Annotated in this window: 16 protein-coding genes; 11 read left to right on the top strand and 5 right to left on the bottom strand. The window is 66.3% G+C overall.

Annotated elements, in window-relative coordinates:
- Nucleotides 1-7: 7 nt before the first annotated feature.
- Entirely contained in the window at nucleotides 8-1396 is a 1389-nt protein-coding gene (locus IEX24_RS16005) for an MATE family efflux transporter (protein WP_188680026.1), read from the bottom strand.
- A gap of 73 nt (nucleotides 1397-1469) precedes the next feature.
- Here IEX24_RS16005 and IEX24_RS16000 point away from each other — a divergent pair, with 73 nt between their 5' ends.
- Nucleotides 1470-3470, top strand: a complete 2001-nt coding sequence (locus IEX24_RS16000) for a M13 family metallopeptidase (protein ID WP_188680024.1) — start codon at nucleotides 1470-1472, stop codon at nucleotides 3468-3470.
- 14 nt (nucleotides 3471-3484) lie between these two features.
- Nucleotides 3485-4381, top strand: coding sequence for a serine hydrolase (locus tag IEX24_RS15995; protein WP_188680022.1), 897 nt, complete (start codon nucleotides 3485-3487; stop codon nucleotides 4379-4381).
- Nucleotides 4382-4492: 111 nt separating this feature from the next.
- Here the strand turns inward: IEX24_RS15995 and IEX24_RS15990 are convergent, their stop codons facing one another.
- The 4 genes from IEX24_RS15990 to IEX24_RS15975 all read right to left on the bottom strand — a co-directional run bounded on the left by IEX24_RS15990 (nucleotide 4493) and on the right by IEX24_RS15975 (nucleotide 7057).
- Nucleotides 4493-5101, bottom strand: coding sequence for a GNAT family N-acetyltransferase (locus tag IEX24_RS15990; protein ID WP_188680020.1), 609 nt, complete (start codon nucleotides 5099-5101; stop codon nucleotides 4493-4495).
- Nucleotides 5102-5126: 25 nt separating this feature from the next.
- Complete coding sequence (locus IEX24_RS15985) at nucleotides 5127-6443, bottom strand: glutamyl-tRNA reductase (protein ID WP_188680019.1); 1317 nt, start codon at nucleotides 6441-6443, stop codon at nucleotides 5127-5129.
- A gap of 108 nt (nucleotides 6444-6551) precedes the next feature.
- Nucleotides 6552-6812 (bottom strand): Txe/YoeB family addiction module toxin, encoded by a 261-nt coding sequence (locus IEX24_RS15980; RefSeq protein WP_188680017.1) that lies wholly within the window; start codon nucleotides 6810-6812, stop codon nucleotides 6552-6554.
- Nucleotides 6809-7057, bottom strand: coding sequence for a type II toxin-antitoxin system Phd/YefM family antitoxin (locus tag IEX24_RS15975; RefSeq protein WP_188680015.1), 249 nt, complete (start codon nucleotides 7055-7057; stop codon nucleotides 6809-6811). Before IEX24_RS15975 ends, IEX24_RS15980 begins: the two co-directional genes overlap by 4 nt.
- Before the next feature lie 167 nt (nucleotides 7058-7224).
- On the opposite strand from IEX24_RS15975, the gene IEX24_RS15970 reads away from it, so the two are divergent.
- From IEX24_RS15970 to IEX24_RS15930, 9 genes are all read left to right on the top strand, one after another.
- Nucleotides 7225-8436, top strand: coding sequence for a uroporphyrinogen decarboxylase (locus IEX24_RS15970; protein WP_372435771.1), 1212 nt, complete (start codon nucleotides 7225-7227; stop codon nucleotides 8434-8436).
- 12 nt (nucleotides 8437-8448) lie between these two features.
- On the top strand, nucleotides 8449-10230 hold the full coding sequence (locus IEX24_RS15965) for a protoporphyrinogen/coproporphyrinogen oxidase (protein ID WP_188680013.1): 1782 nt from the start codon (nucleotides 8449-8451) through the stop codon (nucleotides 10228-10230).
- A gap of 46 nt (nucleotides 10231-10276) precedes the next feature.
- Entirely contained in the window at nucleotides 10277-10639 is a 363-nt protein-coding gene (locus IEX24_RS19685; protein ID WP_229715428.1) for a YtxH domain-containing protein, read from the top strand.
- Nucleotides 10640-10651: 12 nt separating this feature from the next.
- Nucleotides 10652-11134: a phage holin family protein gene (locus IEX24_RS15955; protein WP_188680011.1), complete on the top strand. Its 483-nt coding sequence runs from the start codon at nucleotides 10652-10654 to the stop codon at nucleotides 11132-11134.
- Entirely contained in the window at nucleotides 11127-11483 is a 357-nt protein-coding gene (locus tag IEX24_RS15950) for a DUF3618 domain-containing protein (RefSeq protein WP_188680009.1), read from the top strand. Before IEX24_RS15955 ends, IEX24_RS15950 begins: the two co-directional genes overlap by 8 nt.
- Before the next feature lie 56 nt (nucleotides 11484-11539).
- Nucleotides 11540-12322 carry a hydrogen peroxide-dependent heme synthase gene (gene hemQ / locus IEX24_RS15945; protein ID WP_188680007.1) on the top strand — a complete coding sequence of 261 codons (783 nt, stop codon included), beginning with the start codon at nucleotides 11540-11542 and terminating at the stop codon, nucleotides 12320-12322.
- Nucleotides 12323-12441: 119 nt separating this feature from the next.
- Nucleotides 12442-13623 (top strand): ferrochelatase, encoded by a 1182-nt coding sequence (locus IEX24_RS15940; protein WP_188680441.1) that lies wholly within the window; start codon nucleotides 12442-12444, stop codon nucleotides 13621-13623.
- 39 nt (nucleotides 13624-13662) lie between these two features.
- The gene (gene hemC, locus IEX24_RS15935) at nucleotides 13663-14724 is read left to right on the top strand and encodes a hydroxymethylbilane synthase (RefSeq protein WP_188680005.1); all 1062 of its coding nucleotides are present in this window, start codon (nucleotides 13663-13665) and stop codon (nucleotides 14722-14724) included.
- Nucleotides 14721-15506 (top strand): uroporphyrinogen-III synthase, encoded by a 786-nt coding sequence (locus tag IEX24_RS15930; protein ID WP_188680003.1) that lies wholly within the window; start codon nucleotides 14721-14723, stop codon nucleotides 15504-15506. The genes hemC and IEX24_RS15930 overlap by 4 nt, the downstream gene beginning before the upstream one ends.
- The last annotated feature ends 88 nt before the right edge of the window (nucleotides 15507-15594 follow it).

Raw genomic sequence — 15594 nt, 5'->3', positions numbered from 1 at the left:
CCTCGGCCTATGGTCGGGGGCGTTTCGTCGTGCTGCCGCCGAGCATCCACCGCGAACCTCGGGCGCGCAGCCCCAGAGTGAGGGCGCGGGCGCCGATGTAGCCGTAGCCGAAGGCCGCCCAGAGCCAGACGAGGGCGGCGTCTCCGGGCGGGTGAAACAGCACCACGAGAACGAGCAAGGGCGCGTAGCAGGCAATGTTCACGACCCCGGTCAGAGCCAGGTAACGGGCATCCCCCGCCCCGATGAGTACGCCATCGAGCACGAAGACGTACCCGGCGAGCGGTATTCCCACAGCCATGGCCCACACCGTGACGGTCAGCGCGCGCTGCACATCGGGGCTCGACGAGAACACCGGGCCGAGCAGTGGCGCCACGAACGCAAGGCCGACCCCGAGCACGATGCCAGAAGAGATGCCCCAACGCACGATGCGGCGTGTGACGAGCCCCACCCTGACCGTGTCTGAGGCGCCCAGACCGTGGCCGATCATGGCTTGGGCGGCAATGGCGAGAGCATCCAGAATGAAAGCGAGGGTCGAGAAGAGTGTGACGGCGATCTGAAAGGCGCCGAGCTCGGCCGTACCGAACGTGGCGGCGACGGCAACCGTGGCGAGCATTGCCGCACGCAGACTGAGTGTTCGAACGAACAGCCAGCTGCCGGATGACGCGGCCGAACCCACCCCGTCGAGCCCGGGCTTGAGGCTCGCGCTACTTGCTCGTGCGGCCCGCACCGCGATGACGATGTACACACTCGCCATCGCCCACTGCGCCACGACTGTTCCCGCAGCGGATCCGGCAATACCCCAGCCGAGCCCGTAGATGAACAGCGCATTGAGCCCGGCGTTCGCGGCGAACCCCGAAACCGCCACGACGAGCGGAGTTCGGGTGTCGTGGAGCCCGCGCAGCAGGCCCGTCGCGGCAATGACGAGCAGCATCGCCGGTATTCCGCCGAGCGAAATGTGCAGGTAGGTGGTGGCGTCGGCCGCGACACGGGGGTCAGTGGTGAAGAGCCCGACCAGTGCACCTGCGGTCACCGCTCCGAAGGCGACCACGACGACGCCGAGCCCCAGAGCGAGCCACATGCCGTCGATACCTGCGCGAATGGCCCCGGTGCGGTCGCCGGCGCCGAGTCGCCGCGCAACGGCAGGCGTGGTGGCGTAGGCGAGAAAGATGAGCAGCCCGATGGCCGTCTGAAGAATGGCGCTCGCGATACCGAGCGCCGCGAGCGGTACCTCGCCGAGATGCCCGACGAGGGCGGTGTCGACGAGCAAGAAGAGGGGTTCGGCGACGAGCGCGCCGAGTGCGGGTACTGCGAGCCTCAGTATGTCGCGGTCGAGTGCTCTGCGTTCAGCCGGGCCACGCGCGGCGGGTTCGCCGGGGTGATGACTCGGTTCGGGCATCCATTCACCGTAGCGCGGTGGTCAGAGGGCGCGCTCACATCGGCGGCCAAAGTAATGCGCATAGGCTTGGTGTATGACCTCTTCGGGTATCGATACTGCTGACCTTGACCCCACGATTCGCGCGCAAGACGACCTCTTCAGGCACGTGAACGGCAAATGGCTTGCCGAAACCGAGATTCCCGACGACAAGGCGCGGTGGGGCTCGTTCTACCTGCTCGCCGAGGCCGCCGAGCAGGCCGTGCAAGGGATCATCATCGAGGCGCAGGGTGCCGCAGAGGGCACCGAAGAGCGCAAATTCGGCGACCTCTACACCAGCTTCATGGATGAGGAGCGCATCGAGTCGCTCGGCACCACGCCCATCGACGGTCAGCTCGCGCTTGTCGACGCCATCGCCAGCGTCGAAGACTTCGTGCGCACGGTCGGCAAGCTCGAACGGCAAGGAGTCGGCGGCTTCTTCGGTACGTTCGTCGACAACGACCCGGGAAACCCCGAGCGTTACCTCGTTTTTCTGAACCAGGGCGGCATCTCGCTGCCGAACGAGAGTTACTACCGCGAAGAGAAGTTTCAGAGCATTCGCGACGCCTACCTGAATCATGTGCAGCGGATGTTCGAGCTCACCGGCTCCGGAAGCGGCGCTGAAGCGGGCGAAGGTAGCGCCCCCACCCGGGCGCAGCGCGTTTTCGACCTCGAAACCGCCATCGCGTCGCACCACTGGGACAACGTCAAGACGCGCGACGCGCAAGCCACCTACAACCTCTTCTCCTGGGCCGACCTGCTCGCCCTCTACGAAAGCGGTACGGCCGACTCGTCGCCCGCGGGCGCGCTCACGCTCTGGCGCGACGCCCTCGATGCCCCCGCCGGAGTGTTCGACGAGATCGTGGTGCGGGAGCCGAGCTTTCTCGAAGGGCTCGCTTCGCTGATCACCGAAGACCGCCTCGAGGCGTGGAAAGACTGGCTCGCCTGGAAGGTGATTCACGGCGCAGCCGCCCTGCTGCCCGCCGCCTTCGTGGAGGAGAACTTCGACTTCTACGGCCGCACGCTCACCGGCACCCCGTCGATGCGCGACCGGTGGAAGCGCGGGGTCTCGCTGGTCGAGGGTGCCATGGGCGAAGCCGTGGGTCGTATTTATGTCGAGCGATATTTTCCGCAGACGGCCAAGTCCGCGATGGATGTTCTGGTGGCCAACCTCATCGAGGCATACCGTCAGTCGATCACCGATCTGGCCTGGATGACCCCCGCAACCCGCACTAGAGCGCTCGAGAAACTCGACAAGTTCACACCGAAAATCGGTTTTCCGGTGACCTGGCGCGACTACTCGGCGCTCGCCCTCGACGCCGAGAGCCTCTTCGCAAATGTGCGTGCCACCAGCGAATTCGAGTTTCAGCGCGAACTCGGCAAGGTGGGTAAACCGCTCGACCGCGATGAATGGTTCATGACCCCGCAGACCATCAACGCGTACTACAACCCCGGGTTCAACGAGATCGTCTTTCCGGCGGCGATACTGCAATACCCGTTCTTCGACGAGGGTCGGGATGCCGCTGCGAACTACGGCGCAATCGGTGCTGTCATCGGCCATGAGATCGGCCACGGGTTCGACGATCAGGGTTCGCGATTCGACGGCGACGGTCGATTGACCGACTGGTGGACATCCGAAGACCGCGAAGCGTTTGAAAAGCTCACGGCCTCGCTGATCGAGCAGTATGACGCTCTCGCTCCTCAGCAAGTACCCGATCAGCACGTGAACGGCGCGCTGACCATCGGCGAGAACATCGGTGACCTCGGCGGCCTCGGCATCGCCTGGAAGGCCTACCTGATTTCGCTCGGCGGGTCAGAACCTCCTGTGATCGACGGGCTCACCGGCGCCGAGCGGTTCTTCTTGTCGTGGGCGCAGGCCTGGCAACAGAAGTCGCGCGATGAAGAGGCAATTCGGCTGCTGGCCATCGACCCGCACTCGCCCAACGAGTTTCGGTGCAACCAGATCGTGCGCAACATCACGGAGTTCTACAGCGCTTTCGACGTGACTGAGAGCGACAAGCTCTGGCTACCAGAAGAAGAACGTGTCACCATTTGGTGAGAGGTCAGAACCCCATGCGCAAGAATTCGCGTCGCGACCGGCCTGAGCTGCCCAGCGGGCGCAGGTCGGCCGAGGCGCACGACGCCGACACGTTTCGGCGCGGCTTCGTTTCGCTGACGAATCTTGCGCTCTCGGGGGTGCAGATCACGGCGTCGGCCATCGATGTGTCGACCGAGAAGGTGCTGTTCTCCATCGACGATCACCTGTCGGTGCCGACGGCGGGGCTCGGCAAGGTGCTGCTTCTCATCGAGGTGGCGGCGCGCCTGACGCAACGGGATGCCTCGGCCCACGGTCTGCTCGAACGAACGGTGGTCGACTCCGCCGCTGAGATGGGGCTGTGGCAGCACCTGCAAGTGCCAACGCTGCCGGTCGCCGATCTCGCGGTGCTGGTGGGAGCGACAAGCGACAATCTCGCCACGAACGTGCTGCTGCGGCGAGTGGGAATCGACGCCGTGCGCGCTCGCGGCGAGGCGCTCGGGTTGTCGCGGACCTTCTTGCTCGACACGGTTCGCGATCACCGCGGGCCGGATGACGCACCGCACTTCTCGGTGGGGTCGGCCCGCGAACTCGCCACGCTCTTTCGGAACCTGGCCGAGGGTGCTGTGGTCGATGTGGCGACCAGCCAGCAGGTTCTCGCCTGGCTAGGGCTCGGCGCCGATCTGTCGATGGTATCGAGTGCGTTCGGGCTCGATCCGCTGACACACCTGCACTCCGACCACGGGTTGCTGCTGGTGAATAAGACGGGGTCTGGGCCGGGCATCCGTTCGGAGGCGGGGGTGCTGCGCGGGCCCCGGGCGAGCGTGGCCTATGCGGTGACCATGCGGTTCAACGACGCCGAGCTCACCGGCCGGCTCGCTGTGCTTGACGGAATGCGCACCCTGGGCACCGACATTCTCGAGTACGTGTACTGATTCCTCGCGGGTCGCGCAGGAGTACGACGGCGGCCACCCTGATGGGGGGGGCAACGTGGCCGTCGAGTCGGGTGCAGGCGTGCGCGGCGGCTCGCACGACCGGGCTTCGGGTCAGGCACGTGAGCCTTGGGCGGAGCGGCCTGAATCCCATTCCGAACGCAGAATCGCGTAGATGGCGGTGTCGGCGAAGGCTCCCTTGGTGAAGATGTCTTCGCGAAAGTGCGCCTCCTGGCGCATGCCGAGGCGAGTGGCCAGGGCCGCGGAGGCGCTGTTGCGCGGGTCGAGGTCGGCGGTCACGCGGTGAGAGTTCAGTTCGGTGAAGGCGAAGGCGAGCATCCGTTCGGCCGCCTCGGTGGCATAACCACGGTGCTGAAAGTCGGGGTGAAAGGCCCAGCCGAGCTCGGCCTGGCGGTTCGAGACGCTGCGGAGAAAAACGGTGAGGTCGCCGATGACGCGGTCGCCGCTGCCGCCGAGGCTCGGTTCGCCCGGCAGAACGACGGCCAGCACGAGAATGTCGTTGTCGTTCTCGAGCGAGGTGAGCTTCAGGCGCCGGGCCAGGTGTTCGCGCGATTCGTCGCGGTCGCGCAGGCTCCAGAGCATGAACTCGACGACCTCGGGAATGCTCTGGTAGGCGTACACGTCGTCAAGATCGGTTTCGACGAACGGCCGCAGCACGAGCCGTTCGGTCTGAATCGGTTCGTGCACGGTGACCAGGCTCATGCCCCCCATTCTACGAACGCGGAGGTTATGCCGATGCGGCGTCGCGTGAGGCGATGGGCGCGATATTCGCGATCGGTGTATGTGCCACCGGCGCAGCGGGGGTGACGCCGAAGAGCGCGGTGAGCGCCGAGACGAACGAGTCGCCCTCGCCGGCACGGGCGAGTTCGCGGGCGCGAACGGAGGGGGTGTGCAGCAGAACTCCCACGAGATGGCGCAGCGCAGCCTCGGTCTCGGGAGTGCTGTCACCGCGGGCGTGCGCGCGGGCGATCTCGGCGTCGAGCACGTCGAAGAAGTGCGAGCGCAGCGCGACCACTGCCGGGGTCACGGCGGCCTCGGTGCGAGCTGCGGTGAATTCTGCCGCCGCCACATCGACCATCGCGCGCGCACTGGTCGTGGCGCTGAACTCGTCGATGGGAGCGTGCAGGCTGATCGTTTCGAGATCGAGTAGTTCGATACCCGACACGTGCGCGACCGTCGGGTCGACGTTTCGCGGCAGGCCGAGGTCGATGACGAGGCGGCGCTCACGGGCATCCGGCAGCCCAGCGGCAGCGCTGAAGTGCGCGGCGGTCAGAACGACGGTGGGCGATTGGCTGGCCGTGACGATGATGTCGCTCGCCGCGATGGTCGAAACGAGATCGTCGCCGAACACCTGCCCGATGCCGTGACGCGCGGTGAACGGCGCGATGCGTGCCGAGGGCGAGTACACGGTGACATCGGTCACGCCGCGTTCTTGCAGGGCGAGCAGGCTGACGCGCGCGTACTTGCCGGTTCCGACGAGTAGAACCTTCGCTTGAGCCCAATCGGTGACGCGGCTCTCAGCAAGTTCGAGGGCGAGGCGCACGAGCGACCGGCCGGCCGCGCCGACGCCGGTTTTCGACTTGACGTCACGTGAGGTGTGGGATGCCCGCTGAAACAACCGCTCGAGCGCCGACGACGTGGTGCCTTCGTCGCGTGCCTTCTGCAGCGCGCGCCGAACCTGACCGGCGATCTCGTCTTCACCGACCACCACCGATTCGAGCCCGCTCGACACCGAGAAAAGGTGCTCGGCAACAGGATCGCCCGACAGCAGGGTGACGGCGTCGACCACGTCTGCGGCATCGACAGACGACGCGGCGCTTACGGCTTCGATCACTTCGCGGGCCGCGAGGGCGGCACCGGCGGTGAGTGGCTCGTCAACGTCGAGGTAGGCCTCGAAACGATTGCAGGTTGCCAACAGAACAGCGCCTTGAATGAAATCGCTGTTCGCGACCAGAGTGTGTGCCACCGTCGGTGCACCGATCGAGAGCTTTTCGAGGAGGTCGAAGCTCGCGTTCCGATGGCTCGCGGTCAGGCAGATCAACACCAATTCATACTAATCGCCTTTCGAACGCAAATTGACGGGCTGTAGAACAGCTTCGAGCTCACTCAGAAATGCGCCCCATCTCGCACTGGGCTCAACGCACCGAAAGCGTCAGCGCTGGTAGTGAAATCGGCACTGGATGACAGTGACCTTCTCGTCGTCAGCGAGGTAGACCAGCCTGTGCTCTTCGGTGATGCGTCGCGACCACACGCCAGAGAGGTCATAGCGAAGCGTCTCGGGTTTGCCGATTCCCGTTGCAGGATGCCGCAACGTGTCGTCGAGGAGGCGATTCACTCGCGAAAGCATCGTTCGATCGGTCTTCTGCCACTGCGTGTATTCCGCCCAGGCGGTGGGCGTGAAGACGAGCTTCATGATCGGTCGAGTTCGTGCTCCTCCACCTGACCGGCGTGCGCCTCGTTCAGGCTGCGCACGAGAGCTTCGGCGTTGGGAAGCGAGCGGAGCAGGTAGGAGGTTTCACGAATAGCGTCGTATTCGGCCCGAGACATCAGAATCGCGCTACCGCGCTTCGAGGTGATTTCAATCTCGATGCGGTCGTCGTTCACTTGCTCGATGAGCCCGAACAGACTTTTTCGTGCCTCAGATGCCGTGATTGCCATGGCGGAGCCTCCTTCGAATGCGTACGACTTATCGTACCAGTCAGAAGGTAAGGAAATATCAATTAGTGTCATAGAAGTAGTGAATCACACACACGCGAAGTCGCCGCCGAGTTATCCACAGGGGCGCGAACAGCGGCGGCGCAGAAAACTTTGACACACTGGTGAGCGTGAGTTTAGACACCATAGACACCAGTCGCGATGTGCGCGAGCTGCCGGCTGGGCATCCCCTTCAGGTCGGCCGAACATCCGCGAGCCCGCTCGTCACCACCTACCAGGGGGTGCGCGGCGACAGTACTCCGGTGTGGTTCATGCGCCAGGCCGGGCGCTCGCTGCCCGAATACCGCGACCTGCGTGTCGGCACCGAGATGCTCGACGCGTGCCTCAACCCCGAGATGGCCAGCGAGATCACGCTGCAACCGGTGCGGCGGCACGGCGTCGACGCGGCCATCTTCTTCAGCGACATCGTGGTTCCCATGAAGTTGGCAGGGGTCGATGTGAGCATCGTTCCCGGGCGCGGGCCTGTTCTGGGCAATCCGGTTCGTACGGCTCAGGATGTTCGTGACCTGCCGACCCTCGACGAAGCCGCTCTCGCCCCCATCTCTGAGGCGGTAGCTCTCACGGTGGCGGCTCTGGGCGACACGCCCCTCATCGGTTTCGCGGGGGCACCGTTCACGCTCGCGGCGTATCTCGTCGAAGGTGGCCCGTCGAAAGATCACCTCGCCGCCCGCACGCTCATGCACTCCGACCCTGATGCGTGGGCCGAACTCATGCAGTGGACGGCCACCATCACGGGAGCGTTTCTGCGCGCGCAGATTCTCGCCGGCGCGAGCGCCGCCCAACTGTTCGACTCCTGGGCCGGGGCGCTCTCGCTCGCCGACTACACCTCGAAGGTGGCGCCGGCTTCGGCGCTTGCGCTGTCGCGGGTGCACGGGCTGACATACGGCGGCGACGAGGCCGGTGGCGGTGCCGGCGCGGCTGGCACGCGCGCTGTCGGCACTGAGTCGGCGGCACCCGGGGCGCACGGCGACACGGCCACGACCAATCCCACCCGCACCGTGCCCATCGTGCACTTCGGCGTCGGCACGGGCGAACTGCTGAAGGCGATGCACGACGTCGGCGCCGACGTCGTGGGCGTCGACTACCGCATTCCGCTCGACGAAGCGTCTCGGCGTCTCGGCGGCACCGTCACCCTTCAGGGCAACATCGACCCCGCGCTTCTCGCTGCGCCGTGGCCGGTGCTCGAGGCGCACGTGCTCGACGTTCTCGCACGGGGAAAGTCGGCGCCGGCGCACGTGCTGAACCTCGGTCACGGGGTTCCGCCCGAAACCGATCCGGCCGTGCTGACCCGGCTCGTCGAGTTCGTGCACGCACAGAACTAGCTGCTCGAAACCGTGGTGCTGCAGAAGAGCGTCGTCGTGGTCGGCGCGGGCGTGGGCGGCCTGGTCGCTGCCCGCGAGCTAGCCCGTGCGGGTTTCGCGGTGACGGTTCTCGACGCGGCTGAGCACGCCGGGGGGTGTGTTGCGACGCACGTGGTTGCGGGCATCCGCCTCGATAGCGGGGCGGAGAGTTTCGCCACCCGCGGCGGCACAGTGGCCGCGTTTCTCACCGAGCTCGGGCTGGGCGAGAGCCTGGTTTCGCCGAATTCGCGCGGGGCCTGGCTGCAACTGCAGAACAAGGCGGCGCCGCTGCCCAAGAACACGCTGCTCGGAATTCCGGGAGTGCCGCTCGCCACAGATGTGCGCGCGATTCTCGGCCTGGCCGGCGCTCTGCGAGCACAGCTCGACCGCGTGCTGCCCTTCGTGCGGGTGCGCAAAGAGACCGATTTAGGCGACCTGGTGCGCCGCCGCATGGGCTCGAAAGTGCTCGACAGGCTCGTGGCGCCGGTGGTTTCGGGCGTGCATTCGGCCCACCCAGACCTGGTGGATGTTCACGCCGTCGCCCCCGGACTCACCACCGCCATGACGAACCAGGGTTCGCTCTCTGGCGCCGTGATGTCACTCATCGCGCGTCGCGGTGGCGCCTCCACGCCGGCGGCTGGCGGTGGCCGCCCCGACATCGCAGGCGACCCCGCTGGCGAATCTCCTGCCAACGCGGGCCTATCCGCGCGCTCGCAAGCATCCAGTGCGGCTGCCTCGAGTGACATCTCGGGCATCGCTAGGTCGGCCGCCGCTACTCCGGCCGACGCTAGGCCGGTCGACGCTACTCCGGTCGGAGCCGCGGCAGTGGGGCGCGCGCGACCAGTCGGGCTGGCGCCCGGGGCTGCCGTCGGCGGCATCGACGGGGGCATGTACCGGCTCGTCGAGGCCCTGCTGGCCGACTGCGAACGGCTCGGCGTCGACGTGCAGCTCGGGGTGGGCGTGCGGAGCATCCGGCGAGTACCGTCGGCGTCTGATGGCGCAGCCGAGTGGATGACCGTGCTCGACGACGAGACCGTGCTCGGCTCGCACGGGGTGGTGGTCGCGGCCGGGTTTCGCGCCGCGCTCGACCTCTTGCGCGGCGCGGCTGACGCAGGCCCGAAGCCCTCGGTCGAGGCCAAGCTCAGCGGCGAAGCGCCTCTCGAATCAGACCTCACCCGCCTGACCACGGCCACGGGGTGGCCCGGGTCGAGTGTGGTGACGCTCGCGACGCTGGTGCTCGACGCACCCGAACTCGACGCTGCTCCGCGTGGCACGGGTGTTCTGGTGGCCGAAGACGTGACGACGGTCGGGGCGAAGGCGCTGACCCATGCCACCGCGAAGTGGCCATGGCTCGCCCGAGACGCCGGGCCGGGCCGCCACATGGTGCGCCTCTCCTACGGTCGCGGCGGCCAACAGCTACGGGATGCGCGGATGGCGTTCGCCCCCGACACGACCACCGCCGACGCTGCCGCGCCCGCCAGCCGCACAGCCCCGGCGGTCACCCGCGAGCAAGCGCTCGCCGACGCGAGCACCCTGCTCGGCGTCGAGCTGCGGCAAGGCCAAGTGCGCGGGTTCGCCCTGACCGAGTGGCGCGACTCGCTCGCCTTCGCGACGGTGGGCCACCGCGCCCGGGTCGATGAGCTCGTGGAGGCCGTGCACGGGCATCCGGGGCTCGAGGTAGTGGGCGCGTGGATTTCGGGAACCGGCCTGGCCTATGTCATCGACGGAGCGCGCGTCAAGGCCCGAGACCTCGCGCAACGCTTGGCCAGTGCATAGGGCTACGATTTACCTCTAAGCGACTCAACGACTGATCGGAGTAATCATGCGCGGAAAGCTGCTTTTCGTGGTCGGCCTCGGTACCGGCTACGTTCTCGGATCGCGGGCGGGTCGCCAGCGATACGAGCAGATCAAGGCGGGTGCAGACAAGGTATGGTCGTCGCAGCCCGTTCAGGCTGGCGTCGGGCAGGTTCAAGGCTTCGCGAACCAGCAGGTCGACAAGCTCTCGGGCAAACTCGCCGATCAGATTCGTAAGGTGTTAGGGCAGCTGCTCGGGCTCGATAAGGGCAACATCGAAGTGACTGTTGTGGCGAAACGGCCGGCACGGGCATCCACACCCCCGGTCACGACGGGTGACGACGGCGAGACACCGCTGACTCCCCCGGTTTCGACGACGGCCGCCGAATAACCCGGGCGCGACATGGCTGACACCCGCACTACCCCGCACGCCGATTCGCCGGGCACTGGCCTCGGGGCGACCCGTCGCACCCGGCCGCACACCGACAATGTGAAGACGAGGCAGTCACTCGCCGAGCTGGTGACGGCTCTGCCCGGGCTCGTCACCGCACTCGTGAAAGACGAGCTGGCGCTGCTGAAAGCCGAGCTCATCAGCAGGCTCTCGAAGCTCGGCATCGGCGCCGGTCTCATTGCCGCCGCACTCTTTCTGCTCTTCTTCGTTTTCGCCGTGCTCGTGGCGGCCGCTGTTCTCGGAATCGCCACCGCACTGCCGGCCTGGCTCGCGGCGCTCATCGTCGCCGGTGGCCTGTTCATCATCGCGGCCATTCTGATTCTGGTGGGTGTCTCATCGATCAAGAAGGGCATTCCGCCCGTGCCCGAAGAGTCGATCACCAGCCTCAAGAAAGACCTGAACGCCGTCAAGGGATTGGGTGAAACGCATGAGTGACCACTCGGATGCTCCGCAGGGCGCCCCCCTGGGCGCAGCCTCGAAGGCGGCAGCAGCTGGCCTGAAGAAGAATCAGCCGCCGACACCCGAGAAGCCTGCCGACACTCGCACTCGCGAGCAGATCAAGCTCGATGTAGTGAAGAACAGGCAAGACCTCTCAGACACGCTCGACGCCATCGAGTTCAAACTGAACATTCCGAAGCAAGCCCGGTTCGCTGCGAAGCGTGCCTCAGACAAGTTCGAAGAATTGCGGCGCGAGAACCCTGCCGTTCTGGTGGCTGGTGCGGCCGCCGTCGCAGCAGTCTTCGGTGGCGCGGTGTGGCTGACCGTTCGCGTGGTTCGGCGCTGATTGTGGTGGCGCCGAACATCGAGTGACCGGCCGCGTGGCCGCGAAGAAAGAAGAAAATGACAACCCCGACACCCGATCGGGCAGAGAGTTCTGCTGATTCATCCGCGTCGCCGCAGCCGTCATCGATTGCATCGACATCTGAGCCGCTCGGCGACATGGTCACCGCGTACACGTTGTGGGCCGTTTTTCGCCGCGACCCCGCGACGACCGCGGCCGGCTCCGGCTTCGACGGCTATGACGTGCCCTCCATCGTCGAAGAACTCGACGATGCGGTGCTGAGCATCGAAAGCGAAGACGTCACGCTGCGCGGCTGGTACGACGTGTCGGGTCTGCGGTCAGACGCCGACCTGATGGTGTGGATTCACGGCAGCACGCCCGAGACTCTGCAATGGGCACTTCGGCAGCTGCGCCGCACCGCGCTTCTTCGAGGCCTGCTGCCGGTGTGGAACGCCATGGGCGTGCACCGCGACGCCGAGTTCAACAAGCGCCACATGCCCTCGTTCATGCTCGGCAAACCGCCGCAGGGCTGGGTGACGGTTTACCCGTTCGTGCGGTCGTACGAGTGGTACCTGCTGCCCGACGCCGAGCGCAGCGCCATGCTGCGCGACCACGGAATGAAGGGCGCCGCCTTCCGCACCACGCTCGCCAACACCGTGGCGAGCTTCGCCCTGGGCGACTACGAGTGGATTCTGGCGCTCGAAGACGACGAACTCCTGAACCTCGTCGACATGATGCGAGACCTCAGGCAAACGGATGCTCGGCGGCACGTGCGCGAAGAAGTGCCCTTCTTCACCGGCCGCCGCATCAGCACGGCCGAGATCGTGGAGGTACTGCAGTGAGCGACCTGCCTGGAGTGGCCGACACGGGCATCACGGCGGCGCCGGTCTTCGCGACGGCCGGTGCGGTGCCGGAGGCACCTGAGACGCCGAGCGCTGGCGATGCGTCGAGCGTAGACTCCGTGACCGGCGCTGACGTCGTACCCGGCGCTACTGCCGCCGCGGCATCCGGTGCCGAACACGTCGAAGAGCCCACCACCTACGACGCCATCTTGCTCGCCTCGTTCGGCGGCCCCGAAGGCCAAGACGACGTCATTCCGTTCTTGCGCAACGTCACTCGCGGCCGCGGAATACCCGATGAGCGGCTCGAAGAGGTCGCCCACCACTACCGCGCGTTCGGCGGCGTCAGCCCCATCAACGAGCAGAACCGCGAACTGAAGGCTGCTCTCGAGGCCGAACTCGCGGCTCGCGGCATCGATCTGCCGGTGCTCTGGGGCAACCGCAACTGGGCGCCGTACCTGCCCGAGGCACTCGTCGAAGCCAACGAGCGCGGATTCACCAAGCTCATTGCCATCGGCACGAGCGCGTACAGCTCGTATTCGAGCTGCCGCCAATACCGCGAAGACTATGCGATGGCGCTTGACGAGACCGGGCTGGGCGGCGTGCTGCAGATCGATAAGATCAGGCAGTTCTTCGATCATCCCGGGTTCGTCTCGCCGTTCATCGACGGTGTTGCGGCAGCGTTCGACGAGATCGAGGGCGCCCTGCCCGGAATCGACCTCGGCACCGAGGTGGAGGTGCTGTTCTCGACGCACTCGATTCCGATGGCCGATGCCGACAGGTCGGGGCCGCCCGAACGCGGGTTCGGTACCGGCGGCGCGTACGAGGCGCAGCACCGGGCCGTGGCCGAAGTCGTCATGGCGGCCGTGGGGGTCGGCCGGGCATCCGTGCCGGAGTGGAAACTGGTGTTTCAGTCGCGCAGCGGGCCGCCCAGCCAGCCCTGGCTGGAACCCGATGTGAACGACGTGATCGCCGAGCTGCCAGCTACGGGCGTGCGTGCGGTGGTCATCGTTCCGCTCGGCTTTGTGAGCGACCACATGGAGGTCAAATGGGATCTCGACAAAGAGGCCACCGACACCGCCCGCGATAACGATTTGTACAGTGTTCGGGTGCCGACGCCGGGAGTTCATCGTGAGTACGTCAGCGGCCTGATTGACTTGGTTCTCGAGCGTGTGAACGGTGTGCCCACGGCAGATCGCCCCGCGCTCACCACGCTCGGCCCGTGGTACGACGTGTGCCGTTCGGGGTGCTGCGAGAACGTTCGCCTCGGCTTCAAACCGGCTCTTGCGGGGCTTACTCCGTAAGATCTATTGATCTGCTCCTTACCGAATCGCTCGAAAGTCATGACCCGAACCTTACGAATCGCCACTCGCGGCAGCGCGCTCGCACTCGCCCAGACCGGCATGATCGCTGCTGAGCTGACCCGGTTGACCGGGGTAGAGGTGCAGATCAGCGTGGTCACGACCGAGGGCGATACGTCACGGGCATCCCTTGCCAGCATCGGCGGAACGGGTGTGTTCGCCAGCGCACTTCGCGCCGTACTGGTTGCGGGCGAGGCCGACATCGTCGTGCATTCGCTGAAAGACCTGCCCACGGCTGCCTACCCGGGTTTGCTGCTGGGCTCCGTTCCGGCGCGCGAAGACCCCCGAGACGCTCTCATCACGCGCGACGGGGTCACCCTCGACGAGCTGCCCGAAGGTTTTCGGGTGGGAACAGGCTCGCCCAGGCGGGTCGCTCAGCTGCTCAGTCTGAGGCCCGATGCGACGGTTGTCGATATTAGAGGTAATGTCGACACCAGGCTGGCAAAGGTGTCGAGCGGGGAACTAGACGCCGTGGTGCTTGCTGCCGCCGGTCTCACCAGACTGGGCAGGCTCGACACTGTCACCGAATTCTTCGATCTCGCACTATGGCCGACCGCACCCGGCCAGGGCGCACTGGCACTTGAAGCGCGCGAGGAGGACAGCATTCCCGAGTTGGCACTGATACAACATGCAGACACGCGGCTGTCTATCGCGGCCGAGCGCGCGGTGCTGGCCGCCCTCGAGGCGGGGTGCACAGCGCCCATCGGGGCTAGTGCTTCGATCTCGGCCGAGGGTGGGGCCGATATTCTCACGCTGACCGCGGTGGTGTACAGGGCCGACGGGGCAGAAGAGCTCGGCAGTGAGCGGTCTGTGCGGCTGGCCGGTGGGGTGGCTGGCGCTGGCGCTGGCGCGGGCCCGGCCGGTTCTGGTGCGGCTGGCGCGACGGGCTCGTTGGCCGCCGGGCTCCTGCAGAGCGGTCTCATCGACGGCACCGACGTTTTCGCTGCTCAACTCGACCAAGCTGAAGCGCTCGGCGCCGAACTCGCTGCTCAACTGCTCGACGATGGCGCGGCAGAACTCGCCGAGCTGGGGGCACGATCGTGACCTTCTCGAGCGCCGCATCGCAGAAACCGCTGTACGGCTGGCGGGTGCTCGTTCCGCGCGGCGGGCCCTGGGGTCACGGCGTCGCCAGCGATCTGCGTGCTGTCGGAGCTACCCCCATCGTCGCTCCGCTGATCAACTTCGCCGCCACCGAGGATGCTCCCGCGCTCGACAATGCGCTGCAGCGACTGGCCTCAGGTGCCTTCGACTGGCTCACGGTGACGAGTGCAACCACGGTCGATGTGCTGTCGGCGCACCAAGCAGTGGTTCCGGCATCCACTCGCATCGCGGCCGTCGGCGAAACCACTGCGGCGGCGTTGACCGTCGCGGGTTACAAGGTCGACTTGGTTCCGCTCGAAGACAACTCGGCAAAAGGGCTGCTCTCAGAGATGAAGCAGTTCGAAGAGGCTGGCGCGTCGCTTCGCATTCTGACGCTGCGCAGCGAGCTCGCGAAGCCGGTGCTGACGAACGGGCTCATCAAGCGCGGGCACTCGGTGGAGTCGGTGATCGCGTACCGAACCATCGGCGTTCCGGTCGACCCCGCAATTCGTGCCGAGATTGCGGCTGGCGCCATTCGCGCCATTCTGGTGACCTCGGGCAGCGTGGCCGAGCAAGTGCAACTGCAGCTCGGGCCCATTCCCGAGGGCACAATTGTGGCGTGCATCGGCCCGGTGACGGCTCAGGATGCCCGTGGGTACGGTCTTCGCGTCGACCTCATCGCCGAAGACCGATCAGCGGAGTCGCTGATCGCATCTCTGGTAGAAGCGGCGCTGCAGTCACGCTGACCTGCTTCTCTCGCGCTGGCACGAGCCAAATCGGGGCGACGTTCTGGGAACGACGTGCCTGGGCCGAAGTACACAGCGCGGGCGCGTA

Source organism: Subtercola lobariae, from assembly GCF_014640255.1.
Lineage (GTDB): Bacteria > Actinomycetota > Actinomycetes > Actinomycetales > Microbacteriaceae > Subtercola > Subtercola lobariae.
This window is presented reverse-complemented; position numbering and strand designations above follow the sequence as displayed.